This window comes from Pseudomonas mediterranea CFBP 5447 (assembly GCF_000774145.1).
Taxonomy (GTDB): Bacteria; Pseudomonadota; Gammaproteobacteria; order Pseudomonadales; family Pseudomonadaceae; genus Aquipseudomonas; species Aquipseudomonas mediterranea.
In genome coordinates, this window is sequence record NZ_KN322983.1 from 391,922 (window position 1) to 406,947 (window position 15,026).

The following is a 15,026-nucleotide window of genomic DNA, read 5'->3' on the forward strand; positions in this document are numbered from 1 at the left end:
AGCAGCCCTAAAATCAGCCAACTCGGTATGTCAGATGGATTGAGTCTGCAGCAGGGGGCTGCTTTGCAGCCCAGCGGGGATAAATCCCCTCGCCACAGAAGACAGCTGCGCTCGTTATGGCAACAACCGCTCGAACGCATCCAGCGGCAACGGCCGGCTGTGCAGGTAGCCCTGGTACAAATGGCAGTCGAGCCCCTGCAGGAAGTGCAGCTGTTCCAGAGTCTCCACACCTTCGGCAATCATTTCCAAGTTGAGGCTGCGGGCCATGGCGACGATGGCGCGGATGATTTCGGCGTCGTTGGGGTCGCTGGTGGCGTCGCGCACGAATGACTGATCGATTTTCAGGGTGTCCACTGGAAGGCGCTTGAGGTAGGTCAGCGACGAATAACCGGTGCCGAAGTCGTCCATGGCGAAGCTCACCCCCAGTTTCTTGAGGCGGCGCATCTTGCCGATGGTGTCGTCCAGGTTCTGGATCACGATGCCTTCGGTGATCTCCAGCTTCAACATGGTGCAAGGCAGGCCGTGCATCGCGAGGCTGTTCTCGATGCGTTCGACGAAATCGCTCTGGCGGAACTGTCGCGGGCTGATGTTTACGCACAGGCTGAACCGCTGCGGATCGATCTTGCCCTTGGCAATCAATTGCTTGAAGCCATCGCAGGCTTCGTCGAGGATCCAGGTGCCCACTTCCAGGATCAGCCCGCTGTCTTCCAGAACCTTGATGAACTCGTTGGGCGACTGGGCACCCAGTTCGGGGTGATGCCAGCGCACCAGCGCTTCGGCACCGACGATACGGTTGTCCCGGGCGTCGACCTGGGGTTGGAAATGCAGGCTGAATTCATCCCGGGCCAGGGCCTGCCGCAGGTCGGTTTCCATGCGCAGCCGTTCACTGGCTGCCTTTTGCATGGTGGTGTGGAACATCTGCGAGGTGTTGCGCCCCGAATCCTTGGCGCGATAGAGGGCAATGTCGGCGCGCTTGAGCAGATCGGTCGGAGTGGAGCCGTGGTCGGGAATCAGCGCCATGCCAATGCTGGGGGTGACCTGCAAGCGCTGGCCGTCGAGGAACATCGGCTCCGAAAGCAGTTCGCGCAGGGTGTCGGCCAGCTTCTGCACCTGCTCGCTGACTTCGTTGCGGGTGCCTTCCAGGCCGCTGAGCAGCACCACGAACTCGTCACCGCCCAACCGCGCGACGGTATCCTCCAGGCGCACGCTGGCTTCCAGGCGCGCGGTGATGATTTTCAGCACCGTGTCGCCCACCGGATGGCCCAGGGAATCGTTGATGTGCTTGAAGTGGTCAAGATCGAGGAACAGCAGCGCACCGCGCAGATTATGGCGCTTGAGCAAAGCGATCTGCTGGCTCAGCCGGTCCATCAGCAAGGCCCGGTTGGGCAGGTTGGTCAGCGGATCGTGATAGGCCAGGTGACGGATCTGGGCCTCGGCGTTGCGCAGCAGGCTCACGTCCCGCGCGGTCAGCAGCAGGCAGTCCGTCTCGTTGAGCGTAATAGGCTCGACCGACACCTCGACCGTGAGCAATTCCCCACGCTTGTTGCGCCCGAGCATTTCCTGGTGATGCACACGGCCCTTGAGTTGCAGTTCGGCCAACAGGGCTGCGCGCTGTTTTTCCTCGGCCCAGATGCCCACCTCGTACACCGTGTGCCCGATCACTTCGTCGGCGCGGTAGCCGGTCAGACGGCAAAAGCCGTCGTTGACCTCGAGGTAGCGGCCGCTTTCGCGTTCGGTGATGGTGATGGCGTCCGGGCTGGAGTGGAACGCCTTGGCGAATTTTTCCTCGCTGGCCTTGAGGGCCGCTTCGGAGCGTTGTTGCTGGGTGATGTCCCGCAGGGTGGTGACGATGCAGGGCTGGTTGCTGACGTTGATCTGCCGGCTGGAGATCACGCAGGTCAGCGGCTGACCGTCCTTGTGATGGACGACAATGGCAACGTTGTTCAACGATTGCTCGCGAATCACCCGTTCGATGCGTTGCAGGCTGTTGCCCGAAGCGTCCCAGAGCCCGATTTCGTCGGCGCTGCGGCCGATCACGTCACTGGCGGACCAGCCGAAGGTCTGGGTGAAGCTGGAATTGATTTCGAGGAAGCGGCTGCTGTCCTGGTGGGTGACGCAGATCGGGTCGGGACTGACCTGGAACAGCGTGGCGAATTTTTCCTCGGACGCCGCCAGGCTCTGCTCGCGCTCCACCTGATCGGTGATGTCCAGCAAGGTGCCGGCCATGCGCTGGGGGCTGCCGTCGTCGTTACGGTAGAGGCGGGCGCGGCTCTCCAGGTAACGGGAACTGCCATCCGGCAATTGCACGCGGTAGGTCAGCTGATAATTCCCCGCCGGGCCTTCGCGCAGGCTGCGATACGCATTGCGCATGTTGTTGCGCTCTTCGTCGGGCACCCCTTCGAAAAACGCGTCGAACGATTCGTGGAACGGCTTGGGCTCCAGGCCATGGAGTTGTGCGGCACGGGCCGAGCCGTAGAGCATGCCGCTGGGTATGTGCCAGTCCCAGGTGCCCAACTGCGCCGAGTCGAGGGCCAGGTCGAGACGTTCCTGGCTGTCCTTGAGGGCCTGCTCGGCCAATTTGCGTTCCGTGGTGTCGAGAAACGTGCTCAGCAGATAGGGCTGGCCTTCGAGTTCGACCTTCTGCGCGCTGAGGATGCCGTTGTGGATCTGGCCGTTACTGGCGCGGAACTCCACTTCCATGCTCACCAGTTCGCCTTTGGCCTTGGTGGCCTCTACCAGCTTCGCCCGCTGGCTGGGGTCGACCCACAAACCCAGCTCCAGGGTGGTACGGCCGATGACATCGTGTACCGGCCAGCCGAACAGGCTTTCGAAATACTGGTTGGCTTCGCTGATCAGCCCGTCTTCCTGGCGGGTCAGCAGTACCATGTTCGGGCAGAGATGAAAGAGCGTGGCGAAGCGTTTCTCCGAGCTGCGCAAGGCCTGCTCGCGCTCGCGCTGGTGGGTGATCTCGCGAATGACCCCGATCATCCGCGGACGCCCGTGCTTGTCGGGCAACACACTGCCGTTGATTTCCAGCCAATGCAGGCTGCCGTCGGGCCAGACAATGCGATGGTGCATCGCCTGTTCCAGTGGCGCACCGGCCACTGCCGCGTGAAAGGCGCGGACAGCCTTGGCCCGGTCTTCGGGCAAGAGCAGGTCCAGGTAATCCACGTCGGCCGGAAGCGGCTGGCGCGGGTCGAAGCCGAACAGCGCCTGGGTGCCCCTGGACCAACTGATCCGTCCGGTGTCGATGTCCCACGACCAGGCACCCAGCCGCGCACCGTTCAGCGCAGCCAGTAACTGCGGCGCGCTGTCCCAGCTTTGCTCGGACCGTTTCGGGTCAAGCGCCTGGATGCGCGGCAAGGGCGGAAGATGATCAGCGGGTTTGGGCATTATCTAGCGAGCCTTGGGCAGTTGGGCGTTAAGCGCAGGCATTTCGGCTCTATAGGAGTAGCACAACCTATGCCCTTGTCCCTGGCAGATCGATTTGTGCGTCCAATAAGGACATGAAAGCGCGCGCAGCATTCGATAGCGTCCGTTCAGTGTGCAAGATATAGCCTAGCTGGCGACTGAGCTGTATGCCCGGCAAAGGGATGCGCGCCACCTGATCGTCGAGCATGGTGCGCGGCAGGACGCTCCAGGCCAGGCCGATGGAGACCATCATCTTTATGGTTTCCAGATAGTTCGTGCTCATGGCGATGTTCGGGGTCAGGCCCTGGGCCTCGAACAGACGCCGGACAATGTGATGGGTGAAAGTGTTGCCCCCCGGGAAAACCGCAGGGTGCAGGGCGATGTCCGCCAGACTGACCGCGGGATTGTCCAGCAGCGCATGTTCCGGTGCCACCACGAAATCCAGGGGGTCGTCCCACACCGGCATGGCGCGCATCAACGCATGTGGCTCGGGGGCGAGGGTGATGACCGCCAGTTCCGCCCGGCCGTGGAGAATTTCCTCGTAGGCCACTTCCGAATCCAGGAACTGAATATCCAGCGCTACCTGTGGGTAACGTCGGGTGAACTCCCTCAGTAGAGGCGGCAAGCGGTGCAGGCCGATGTGGTGGCTGGTGGCGAGTGTCAGTCGGCCGGTGACTTCGCCGGTCAGGTTGGTCAGGGCGCGACGGGTGTCGTCCAGTACGTTGAGAATCTGATAGGCCCGGGGCAGTAGGGCCCGGCCGGCCTCGGTCAGGCCGATTTCACGGCCCAACCGGTCGAACAGGCGGACGTTGAGTTGCTGTTCCAGCCCGGCGATGCGCTTGCTGATGGCCGGCTGGGTCAGGTGCAGGCGTTCACCGGCGCCGGAAAAACTGCCCGTCTCGGCGATGGCGATAAAGGCGTTGAGGTTGGCGAGGTCCATGGCGGTCTCGGTCGAATTCCTGTTGGTTATGCAAAGTATGAAAAATATGAATTTGAGTTATTTAATGTAGCCTCATAACATCAGCCTCACAAGCCAAAGGGTTATTGAGTCATTCAAAATCCGGGGCATAGAAACAAGCTGATGAGGAACCGTCTGATGGCCGGCAAAACGCTCTACGACAAGCTCTGGGATTCGCATTTGGTCAAGCAGCGCGACGATGGCTCGGCGCTGATCTATATCGACCGTCACATCATCCACGAAGTGACTTCGCCGCAAGCCTTCGAGGGCCTGCGCCTGGCCGGGCGCAAGCCATGGCGGATCGATGCCAACATCGCGACCCCGGACCACAACGTGCCGACCACCCCGGAGCGCAAGGGCGGTATCGACGCCATTGTCGATCAGGTTTCGCGGTTGCAGGTCCAGACCCTCGACGATAACTGCGACGAATACGGCATCGTTGAATTCAAGATGAACGACGTGCGCCAAGGCATCGTCCATGTCATCGGCCCGGAGCAGGGCGCGACCTTGCCCGGCATGACCGTGGTCTGCGGCGACTCCCACACCTCCACCCACGGTGCCTTTGGTGCCCTGGCCCACGGCATCGGCACCTCCGAGGTCGAGCATGTGCTCGCCACCCAGTGCCTGGTGGCCAAGAAAATGAAGAACATGCTGGTGCGCGTCGAGGGCAAGCTGCCGTTCGGCGTGACCGCCAAGGACATCGTCCTGGCCGTGATCGGCAAGATCGGCACCGCCGGCGGTAACGGCCATGCCATCGAGTTCGCCGGCAGTGCGATCCGCGACCTCTCCATCGAAGGCCGCATGACCATCTGCAACATGTCCATCGAGGCCGGTGCCCGCGTGGGCCTGGTGGCCGCCGATGAAAAGACCGTCGAATACGTCAAGGGTCGTCCGTTCGCCCCGAAAGGCGCCGAATGGGACCTGGCGGTCGAGGCCTGGAAAGACCTGGTGTCCGACGCCGATGCCAGGTTCGACACGGTGGTCGAGCTCGACGCGACCCAGATCAAGCCGCAGGTCAGCTGGGGGACGTCCCCTGAGATGGTCCTGGCGGTGGATCAGAACGTACCGGATCCGGACAAGGAGATGGACCTGGTCAAGCGCGACTCTATCGTCCGTGCCTTGAAATACATGGGCTTGAAGGCGAACCAGGCGATCACCGACATTCAGCTCGACCGCGTGTTCATCGGGTCCTGCACCAACTCGCGGATCGAAGACCTGCGCGCCGCGGCGGTGATCGCCAAGGGCCGCAAGGTCGCATCGACCATCAAGCAGGCCATCGTGGTGCCGGGCTCCGGCCTGGTGAAAGCCCAGGCCGAAGCGGAAGGGCTGGACAAGGTGTTCCTCGAGGCCGGTTTCGAGTGGCGTGAGCCAGGGTGCTCGATGTGCCTGGCGATGAACCCGGATCGCCTGGAATCGGGCGAACACTGCGCGTCCACTTCCAACCGTAACTTCGAAGGCCGTCAGGGCGCCGGTGGCCGTACCCACCTGGTCAGCCCGGCCATGGCCGCGGCGGCTGCCGTCAACGGCCGTTTCGTCGACGTTCGTGAATTGATCTGAAAGGAGAGCGCAGCATGAAAGCTTTTACCCAGCACAATGGTCTTGTCGCGCCTCTGGATCGTGCCAACGTCGACACCGACCAGATCATTCCCAAGCAATTCCTGAAGTCCATCAAGCGCACCGGCTTCGGCCCGAACCTGTTCGACGAATGGCGTTACCTGGATGTGGGCCAGCCCTACCAGGACAACTCCAAGCGGCCGCTGAACAAGGACTTCGTGCTCAACGCCGAACGCTACCAGGGCGCCAGCGTGCTGCTGGCCCGGGAGAACTTCGGTTGCGGTTCGAGCCGCGAACACGCGCCATGGGCGCTTGAAGAGTACGGCTTCCGCAGCATCATCGCGCCGAGCTACGCCGACATCTTCTTCAACAACAGTTTCAAGAACGGTTTGCTGCCGATCATCCTCAGCGACGCTGAAGTGGACGAACTGTTCCAGCAGGTCGAGGCCAACCCGGGTTATCAACTGCAGATCGACCTTGCAGCCCAGACCGTGACCCGTCCCGACGGCAAGGTGCTGGGATTCGAGATCGATGCGTTCCGCAAGCATTGCCTGCTCAACGGCCTCGACGACATCGGCTTGACCCTGCAGGACGGCGAGGCGATTGCCGCGTTTGAAGCGAAGCATCGGGCGAGTCAGCCCTGGTTGTTTCGCGAGGTTTGATTTCGCGTAAGGCATGACGACGCCATCGCGAGCAGGCTCGCTCCCACATTGGATTTGCGCCGTATCCAAAACCCTGTGGGAGCGAGCCTGCTCGCGAAGAGGCCAGCCCAGGCACTACAGAACCCTAAGGACATTCCCATGACCAGCACCGCCCACAGTCAGGTTGTACAAAAGCAATTCGGTGAACAGGCTTCGGCCTATCTGAGCAGTGCCGTGCACGCCCAGGGCGCCGAGTTCGCGCTGCTACAGGCTGCCTTGGCCGATCGTGGCGATGCCCGGGTGCTGGACCTGGGCTGCGGCGCCGGTCACGTGAGTTTTCACGTGGCGCCGTTGGCCGGTGAAGTGGTGGCCTATGACCTGTCCCGGCAGATGCTCGATGTCGTGGCGGCAGCGGCGGCGGAGCGTGGCCTGGGCAATATCACCACGGTGTGCGGTGCCGCCGAGCGCCTGCCGTTCGCCGATGCCGAGTTCGACTTCGTGTTCAGTCGCTATTCGGCGCATCATTGGGGCGACCTGGGTGTGGCGTTGCGGGAAGTGCGCCGGGTGCTCAAGCCGGGCGGCGTGGCGGCGTTCATTGATGTACTGTCGCCGGGCATGCCGCTGCTGGACACCTACCTGCAAAGCGTCGAGGTGCTGCGCGACACCAGTCATGTGCGCGATTATTCCGCTGCCGAGTGGTTGCGCCAGGTCAGCGAAGCGGGGTTACAGGTAAGCAGCACTTCGCGCCAGCGCCTGCGCCTGGAATACCGCTCCTGGGTCGAGCGCATGCGCACGCCCGAGGTGATGCGCGGGGCGATACTCGCGCTGCAGCGCTCGATGGGCGATGAAGTGCGTGAATATTTCGAGATTAAGGCCGATGGTTCTTTCAGTACGGACGTACTGGTGCTGTGGGCCGAGCGATAGCCTTTTTCCCGGCCTGCCAGGCAGTAGAAAACCTGGCGCGCCGGTACAACAAACGAGGAAAGCATGAGCAAGCAGATTCTGATTCTCCCAGGCGACGGCATTGGTCCGGAAATCATGGCCGAAGCGGTCAAGGTCCTGGAACTGGCGAACGACAAGTACGGCCTGGGCTTCGAACTCAGTCACGACGTGATCGGCGGCGCGGCCATCGACAAGCACGGCGTGCCCCTGGCCGATGAAACCCTGGACCGTGCCCGTGCAGCCGATGCCGTGCTGCTGGGGGCCGTGGGTGGCCCGAAATGGGACAAGATCGAGCGCGACATCCGCCCCGAGCGCGGCCTGCTGAAGATTCGTGCCCAACTGGGTCTGTTCGGCAACCTGCGTCCGGCGATCCTCTACCCGCAACTGGCCGACGCGTCGAGCCTGAAGCCGGAAATCGTTTCCGGCCTGGACATCCTCATCGTCCGTGAACTGACCGGCGGTATCTATTTCGGTGCCCCGCGCGGTACCCGCGAGCTGGATAATGGCGAACGCCAGGCCTACGACACTTTGCCGTACAGCGAGAGCGAAATCCGCCGTATCGCCCGGGTCGGCTTCGACATGGCCCGCGTGCGTGGCAAGAAGCTGTGCTCGGTGGACAAGGCCAACGTGCTGGCGTCCAGCCAACTGTGGCGCGAAGTGGTCGAGCAGGTGGCCAAGGATTACCCGGATGTCGAACTGAGCCACATGTACGTCGACAACGCCGCCATGCAACTGGTGCGCGCGCCGAAGCAGTTCGATGTGATCGTCACTGACAACATGTTCGGCGACATCCTGTCCGACGAAGCGTCGATGCTCACCGGCTCCATCGGCATGCTGCCGTCGGCCTCCCTGGATGCCAACAACAAAGGCATGTACGAGCCGTGTCACGGTTCGGCGCCGGACATCGCCGGGCAGGGCATTGCCAACCCGTTGGCGACCATCCTGTCGGTGTCGATGATGCTGCGCTACAGCTTCAACCTCACCGACGCCGCCGACGCCATTGAAAAGGCCGTCAGCGTGGTGTTGGACCAGGGTTTGCGCACCGGCGACATCTGGTCGGCCGGTTGTACCAAAGTCGGTACGCAGCAAATGGGCGACGCGGTAGTCGCCGCGCTGCGGAATCTGTAATCTCTCCGGTCCACCGCTTCGACGGTGGCCCACTTTTGTATAGGTGCAGTTGCGATGAAACGTGTAGGTCTGATCGGTTGGCGGGGCATGGTCGGTTCCGTGCTCATGCAGCGAATGCTGGAAGAGCAGGATTTCGATCTCATCGAGCCGGTGTTCTTCACCACTTCCAATGTCGGTGGCCAGGGCCCGTCCGTGGGCAAGGATACCGGGGCGCTCAAGGATGCCTACAGCATTGAAGAGCTCAAGACCCTCGATGTGATCCTGACGTGCCAGGGCGGCGACTACACCAGCGAAGTCTTCCCGAAGCTGCGCGAGGCCGGCTGGCAGGGCTACTGGATCGACGCCGCTTCCAGCCTGCGCATGCAGGACGACGCGGTGATCATCCTCGACCCGGTCAACCGCAAGGTCATCGACCAGCAACTGGATGCCGGCACCAAGAACTACATCGGCGGCAACTGCACCGTCAGCCTGATGCTGATGGGCCTGGGCGGCCTGTTCGAGGCCGGTCTGGTGGAATGGATGAGCGCCATGACCTACCAGGCGGCTTCCGGTGCCGGCGCGCAGAACATGCGCGAGCTGATCAAGCAGATGGGCGCGACCCACGCGGCCGTCGCCGATGACCTGGCCAACCCGGCCAGCGCCATCCTGGACATCGACCGCAAGGTCGCCGAGGCGATGCGCAGCGATGCCTACCCGACCGAGAACTTCGGTGTACCGCTGGCCGGCAGCCTGATCCCGTGGATCGATAAGGAACTGCCTAACGGCCAGAGCCGCGAAGAGTGGAAGGCCCAGGCCGAAACCAACAAGATCCTCGGTCGCTTCAAGAGCCCGATCCCGGTGGACGGCATTTGCGTGCGCATCGGCGCCATGCGCTGCCACAGCCAGGCGCTGACCATCAAGCTGAACAAGGACGTGCCGATCGCCGACATCGAAGGACTGATCAGCCAGCACAACCCTTGGGTCAAACTGGTGCCGAACAACCGCGAAACCAGCATGCAGGAGCTGAGCCCGACCAAGGTCACCGGCACCCTGAACGTGCCGGTGGGGCGCCTGCGCAAGCTGAACATGGGCTCGCAGTTCGTCGGTGCCTTCACCGTCGGCGACCAGCTGCTGTGGGGCGCGGCCGAACCGCTGCGTCGCATGCTGCGGATCCTGCTCGAGCGTTGATCGTGTCACTGCTGTGAAAAAACCCGCGCCTTGTGAGAGGTGCGGGTTTTTTTATGGGGTTGTATCGGCAGTGAGGTCGTCATCGCGAGCAGGCTCGCTCCCACAGGTTTTGTGTTCACTGAAGATCCAATGTGGGAGCGAGCCTGCTCGCGATGGCGCCAGTCCATCCACCACAAATCCCCGTCAATTGCCTGGCCGCCAACCACCCGGTAAAGTGCCGCTCCCCACGCATTACCCGAGGTAGACCCCCATGAGCCAGTCCTTTGACATTGCCGTGATCGGCGCCACCGGTACGGTCGGCGAAACCCTCGTCCAGATTCTCGAAGAGCGGGATTTCCCCGTCGGCACCCTGCACCTGTTGGCCAGCAGTGAGTCGGCAGGCAGTTCGGTGATGTTCCGCAACAAAAACGTGCGAGTGCGAGAAGTCGACGCGTTCGATTTCAGCAAAGTGCAGCTGGTGTTCTTCGCTGCCGGCCCGGCGGTCACCCTGAGTTTCGCGCCGCGTGCCACCGCCGCCGGTTGCGCCCTCATCGACCTGTCCGGTGCGCTGCCGCCGGAGCAGGCACCGCAGGTCGTGCCGGAAGCCAACGCCCAGGCGCTGGCGGGCCTTGGCAAACCGTTCCAGGTCAGCAGCCCGAGTGCATCGGCCATCGCGCTGGCTGTGGCGCTGGCTCCGTTGCGCGAATGCCTGGATATACAACGCATCAGCCTGACCGCCAGCCTCGCCGTGTCCGCCCAGGGCCGCGTCGCCGTGACCGAGTTGGCGCGCCAGACCACCGAATTGCTCAACGCCCGTCCGTTGGAGCCGAGCTTCTTCGACCGGCAGATAGCATTCAACCTGCTGGCCCAGGTCGGCGCCCCGGACGAGCAGGGTCATACGCAGCTGGAAAAGCGCCTGGTGCGTGAGTTGCGCCAAGTGCTGGATCAACCTTTATTAAAGATTTCCGTGACTTGCATTCAAGCCCCGGTGTTTTTCGGCGATAGCTTTAGCGTGACCGTGCAGTCTGCGAGCGCTGTCGACCTGAAGAAAGTCAACGCTGCCCTGGAAGCGGCCGCCGGCATCGAGCTGGTGGAGGCGGGCGACTACCCGACGCCGGTCGGCGATGCGGTGGGCCAGGACGTGGTTTATGTGGGGCGTGTGCGCGGCGGTATCGACGATCCGGCGGAACTGAATATGTGGCTGACGACGGATAACGTGCGCAAGGGCGCGGCACTCAACGCAGTGCAGGTGGCGGAGTTGTTGATAAAAGACCTGCTGTAAAAGATACTTGGCAACAATTTGTCGAATGATTCTAGCCGGGCGCTATGCTTGGCCTGGACGCTGAAGGCGAAAATCTCCCGCTAGGGACATTCCCGGGCATGAGTAGAAACGATCGTGTGCCCCGTTCTGCGGGGATGCGTGAAATGCCTAGCGGCAGCGACATCAATACCTTCTCGCTGGCCGAGGAATGTTCAAACAAAGGAAGAGGCTATGGTTCAAGTTCGCAAACTGGTGTTAGCAATAGCGGCCGCCTCGGCGCTGTCCTCCGGTATGGCGCAAGCGCTCGGGCTCGGGGAATTGACCCTCAAGTCGCCGCCGAACCAGCCTCTGGTCGCTGAAATCGAGCTGCTCGATGTCCAGCAACTGACCGCTGCCGAAGTCGTACCGAGCCTGGCCTCGCCCGAAGATTTCGCCAAGGCCGGCGTACCCCGCCAGGCGTTTCTCAACGACCTGGCTTTCACCCCGGTGATCAATGCCAATGGCAAGAGCGTCCTGCGGGTGACCTCCAGCCGGCCGCTGTCCGAGCCACTGGTCAAGTTCCTTGTGCAGGTGATGTGGCCCAACGGTCGCCTGCTGCGTGACTACAGCGTGTTGGTCGACCCGTCCAAGTTCTCGCCCCAGGCTGCCGAGGCCGCCCGACCGAAACCACCCCAGGTGGTGTCGACGCCGGTCACGGGCGCCACCAAGTCGTCCCAGTACACCACCACACCGCGCGATACCCTCTGGGAAATCGCCGCCAAGGCCCGCAACGGCGGGTCGGTCCAGCAAACCATGCTGGCGATCCAGGCACTGAACCCGCACGCTTTCATCAACGGCAATATCAACTTGCTCAAGACCGGCCAGGTCCTGCGCCTGCCGGACCCGGTACAAAGCACTGCGTTGCCGCAACCCCAGGCCATCGCCGAAGTGGCTGCGCAGAACGCCGCCTGGCGCCAGGGGCGCCAAGGCCGTGCGACTGCGGCACCGGGTGGCCGGCAGCAACTGGACGCGACCAAGCGCGGCCAGGGTGAAGCCGCACCGGCACAGGCCGCTGGCCGCGATAACCTGAGCCTGGTGACAGCGGAGTCTGCGAAGGCCGGCAAGGGCAAAGGCAAGGGGGCTGCCGGCGATGCCCAGGCCCTGAGCAACAAGCTTGCGGTCACCCAGGAAAGCCTCGACTCGGCTCGTCGCGACAACGAAGAACTGAAAAGCCGCATGGCGGACCTGCAGAGTCAGTTGGACAAGCTGCAGCGCCTGATCGAGCTGAAGAATAACCAACTGGCGAAGATGCAGGCCGAAGGTGCCGCGGTTCCGCCGGCCAGCGAGACGCCGCCGGCAATGTCGGCGCAGTTGACGCCCGCACCATCGGCACAGGCTCCGGTGCCTGTCCCGGCACCTGCCCCTGCACCGCAAGTGGCGCCTGAAGCGACGACCCCCGAGGCGGCACCTGCGGCTGCTCCGGCCGAAGCCCCGGCGGTATCCAACGAGCAGAAGTACAACGACCTGCTGACCAACCCGATCCTGCTCGGCTTGATCGGCGGAGGTGTGTTGGTCCTGCTGTTGCTGCTGTTGTTGCTCGCCCGCCGCCGCAAGGCCCAGCAAGAAGCCGAGAAACACCTGCGCATGGCCCGAGCCCTCGAGGAGGAGGCCGACTTCTCCCCGGAGCTCGATCTGCCCCCGAGCAGCTTCGAGGGCATTGAAGTACCAGCGCCAAGTGTAAAGCTCGATCCTAAGCCAGCCCCCAAGCCTGTTCCCCAACCGGCCCCTGTGGTCGCGCCGGTGGTGGTTTCGCCGCCTATCGCCGCGCCATTGGTCGCTCCGGCTGCCGATCGCTTCGACGACGTGCTGGGCCAGGCCCAGGCCCATATCGATCGCGGTCGCTTGAACCAGGCCGCCGATCAGCTCGAACAGGGCATCAAGGCCGAGCCACAGCGCAGCGACCTGCGCCTGAAATTGATGGAAGTCTACGGCCTGCAAGGCGACCGCGACGCGTTTGTCGCCCAGGAACGCCAATTGGTGGCCAATGGTGAAAATTTCGCCCAGGTCGAGCAGCTCAAGAGCCGCTTCCCGGCCATGGTGGTTGCCACCAGCGCCTCTCTGGCCGCGGCAGCGGTGGCTGCCGAACTGGATGCCCAGTACGTCAAGGAATTGCTGGAAGAAACGCCGGCCACCGATGAAGAACTGGACAGTGCCTTCGACCTGAGCCTGGATGACCTGGAGAACGCACCGACGGCGCCGGCACCTGAGCCGGTACCGGAGTTGGATGCGTTCCCGATGGACGACGATCTGAGCTTCGAATCGGTGCTCAAGCAGCAGACCGAAGCCAACGAAAGCCTGGACGATTTGTCGGAGTTCGATCTGGACCTGGGTGCCGATGCGCCGGCACCGGCCCTGGACGACGAGGATTTCCTGCTGGACCTGGGCGACGATCTCAAGGGCCTGGACGAGCCTGCGGCCGAGACCCCGGCCTTGCTCGACACCCCGGCCGACGATCTCGAGCTGCCGGCGGATTTCGACCTGTCCCTGGCCGACGAAATGGACGCGCCGAAGGATCCCTTCGAATCCGAGCTGGACGACGTCAACGCCGAGCTGGATCGCTTGTCCGACAGCCTGGGCCAGCCATCCTTCACGGCGGAGGATGCCTTGGCCGGTGTCGAAGACGAGCCGGACTTCGACTTCCTCAGCGGCACCGATGAAGTGGCGACCAAGCTCGACCTGGCCCAGGCCTACATCGACATGGGCGACCACGACGGTGCCCGGGATATCCTCGGTGAAGTCCTCAGCGAAGGCGATGCCACCCAGAAGAGCGAAGCGCAGGAGATGCTCGCGCGCCTGGTGTGAGCTGGTCGCAGTGACAGGAACGGCAGCCATTGAGGCTGCCGTTTTTGTTTGGGGCGTCCAGGCGGGCCTCATCGCGAGCAGGCTCGCTCCCACAGGGGATCTGCAGCGTTCACAGAACCTTGTGGGAGCGAGCCTGCTCGCGATGAGGCCCGCACATCCAACACCGGATCAACGGTTGCACTGGCATCCCACCCCGCCGGCCTTATAATGCCCGCCTTTGCGTACCTCAGCAGGCTGTAATTCCTTGGCAAACATAGACAACCCGGCCGCCGAAATGGCGGCTGACGGCTTTTTCCGGATCGCCTTGGGCGTTGAATACAAAGGCTCGCGCTACCGCGGCTGGCAGCGCCAGGCCTCCGGTGTCGCGACCGTGCAGGAAACCCTTGAAAACGCGCTGTCCAAAGTCGCCGATTCACCCGTGTCGCTGCACTGTGCCGGGCGCACCGATGCCGGCGTGCATGCCTGCGGCCAGGTGGTGCATTTCGACACCCAGGTCGAGCGTTCGATGAAGGCCTGGGTCATGGGGGCCAACATCAACCTGCCCCATGACGTCAGCGTCAGCTGGGCCAAAGTGATGCCGGCGCATTTCCATGCACGCTTCAAGGCGATCGCCCGGCGTTATCGCTATGTGATCTACAACGACCAGATCCGTCCGGCGCACTTGAACGAAGAAATCACCTGGAACCACCGTCCGCTGGACGTCGAGCGTATGGCTGAAGCCGCACAGTACCTGGTCGGGGTTCATGATTTCAGCGCCTTTCGCGCCGGCCAGTGCCAGGCCAAGTCGCCGATCAAGGAGCTGCATCACCTGCGTGTGACCCGTCACGGCAAGATGATCGTGCTCGACGTCCGCGCCAGTGCATTCCTGCACCACATGGTGCGCAACATCGCCGGCGTGCTGATGACCATCGGCGCTGGTGAGCGGCCGGTGGAGTGGATCAAGGAAGTGCTCGACAGCCGCATCCGCCGCTCCGGTGGCGTGACGGCGCACCCGTTTGGCTTGTACCTGGTACAGGTTGAATACCGCGATGAGTTCGAACTGCCGGAGCGTTACATCGGGCCACATTTCCTCACCGGCTTCTCGGAACTCGACGGCTGACGCCCCCCGCTGCATTTGCTACCATCCGGGACTTTCACGGATTCA

10 protein-coding genes are annotated in these 15,026 nt (G+C 63.0%); 8 read left to right on the forward strand and 2 right to left on the reverse strand.

Annotated features, from left to right (window positions below; translation table 11 throughout):
- Nucleotides 1-114: 114 nt before the first annotated feature.
- Both N005_RS07270 and N005_RS07275 read right to left on the reverse strand, forming a co-directional pair.
- Nucleotides 115-3,393, reverse strand: coding sequence for a PAS domain S-box protein (locus N005_RS07270; RefSeq protein WP_047700570.1), 3,279 nt, complete (start codon nucleotides 3,391-3,393; stop codon nucleotides 115-117).
- Between the two features lie 67 nt (nucleotides 3,394-3,460).
- Nucleotides 3,461-4,351: a LysR family transcriptional regulator gene (locus N005_RS07275; RefSeq protein WP_047700571.1), complete on the reverse strand. Its 891-nt coding sequence runs from the start codon at nucleotides 4,349-4,351 to the stop codon at nucleotides 3,461-3,463.
- Nucleotides 4,352-4,507: 156 nt separating this feature from the next.
- Between N005_RS07275 and leuC the strand changes: the two genes are divergently transcribed.
- The 8 genes from leuC to truA all read left to right on the forward strand — a co-directional run bounded on the left by leuC (nucleotide 4,508) and on the right by truA (nucleotide 14,981).
- The gene (leuC, locus tag N005_RS07280; protein WP_047700572.1) at nucleotides 4,508-5,926 is read left to right on the forward strand and encodes a 3-isopropylmalate dehydratase large subunit; all 1,419 of its coding nucleotides are present in this window, start codon (nucleotides 4,508-4,510) and stop codon (nucleotides 5,924-5,926) included.
- Nucleotides 5,927-5,940: 14 nt separating this feature from the next.
- Nucleotides 5,941-6,585 (forward strand): 3-isopropylmalate dehydratase small subunit, encoded by a 645-nt coding sequence (leuD, locus tag N005_RS07285; protein ID WP_047700573.1) that lies wholly within the window; start codon nucleotides 5,941-5,943, stop codon nucleotides 6,583-6,585.
- A gap of 138 nt (nucleotides 6,586-6,723) precedes the next feature.
- Nucleotides 6,724-7,488 carry a class I SAM-dependent methyltransferase gene (locus tag N005_RS07290; RefSeq protein WP_047700574.1) on the forward strand — a complete coding sequence of 255 codons (765 nt, stop codon included), beginning with the start codon at nucleotides 6,724-6,726 and terminating at the stop codon, nucleotides 7,486-7,488.
- 63 nt (nucleotides 7,489-7,551) lie between these two features.
- The gene (gene leuB, locus N005_RS07295; protein ID WP_024779162.1) at nucleotides 7,552-8,634 is read left to right on the forward strand and encodes a 3-isopropylmalate dehydrogenase; all 1,083 of its coding nucleotides are present in this window, start codon (nucleotides 7,552-7,554) and stop codon (nucleotides 8,632-8,634) included.
- 54 nt (nucleotides 8,635-8,688) lie between these two features.
- The gene (asd, locus tag N005_RS07300; protein ID WP_024779161.1) at nucleotides 8,689-9,801 is read left to right on the forward strand and encodes an aspartate-semialdehyde dehydrogenase; all 1,113 of its coding nucleotides are present in this window, start codon (nucleotides 8,689-8,691) and stop codon (nucleotides 9,799-9,801) included.
- A 250-nt stretch (nucleotides 9,802-10,051) separates the two neighbouring features.
- Entirely contained in the window at nucleotides 10,052-11,062 is a 1,011-nt protein-coding gene (locus N005_RS07305) for an aspartate-semialdehyde dehydrogenase (RefSeq protein WP_047700575.1), read from the forward strand.
- A gap of 210 nt (nucleotides 11,063-11,272) precedes the next feature.
- Complete coding sequence (locus tag N005_RS07310; RefSeq protein ID WP_047700576.1) at nucleotides 11,273-13,882, forward strand: motility hub landmark protein FimV; 2,610 nt, start codon at nucleotides 11,273-11,275, stop codon at nucleotides 13,880-13,882.
- Nucleotides 13,883-14,156: 274 nt separating this feature from the next.
- Entirely contained in the window at nucleotides 14,157-14,981 is an 825-nt protein-coding gene (truA, locus tag N005_RS07315) for a tRNA pseudouridine(38-40) synthase TruA (protein ID WP_047701020.1), read from the forward strand.
- Nucleotides 14,982-15,026 lie beyond the last annotated feature (45 nt).

Excerpts from the sequence above, each read along its gene's own strand:
- leuC (WP_047700572.1), top strand. The coding sequence starts at position 4,508 with ATGGCCGGCAAAACGCTCTACGACAAGCTCTGGGATTCGCATTTGGTC.
- N005_RS07275 (WP_047700571.1), bottom strand. The coding sequence starts at position 4,351 with ATGGACCTCGCCAACCTCAACGCCTTTATCGCCATCGCCGAGACGGGC.
- leuB (WP_024779162.1), top strand. The coding sequence starts at position 7,552 with ATGAGCAAGCAGATTCTGATTCTCCCAGGCGACGGCATTGGTCCGGAA.
- asd (WP_024779161.1), top strand. The coding sequence starts at position 8,689 with ATGAAACGTGTAGGTCTGATCGGTTGGCGGGGCATGGTCGGTTCCGTG.
- N005_RS07310 (WP_047700576.1), top strand. The coding sequence starts at position 11,273 with ATGGTTCAAGTTCGCAAACTGGTGTTAGCAATAGCGGCCGCCTCGGCG.
- N005_RS07305 (WP_047700575.1), top strand. The coding sequence starts at position 10,052 with ATGAGCCAGTCCTTTGACATTGCCGTGATCGGCGCCACCGGTACGGTC.
- truA (WP_047701020.1), top strand. The coding sequence starts at position 14,157 with ATGGCGGCTGACGGCTTTTTCCGGATCGCCTTGGGCGTTGAATACAAA.
- leuD (WP_047700573.1), top strand. The coding sequence starts at position 5,941 with ATGAAAGCTTTTACCCAGCACAATGGTCTTGTCGCGCCTCTGGATCGT.
- N005_RS07290 (WP_047700574.1), top strand. The coding sequence starts at position 6,724 with ATGACCAGCACCGCCCACAGTCAGGTTGTACAAAAGCAATTCGGTGAA.
- N005_RS07270 (WP_047700570.1), bottom strand. The coding sequence starts at position 3,393 with ATGCCCAAACCCGCTGATCATCTTCCGCCCTTGCCGCGCATCCAGGCG.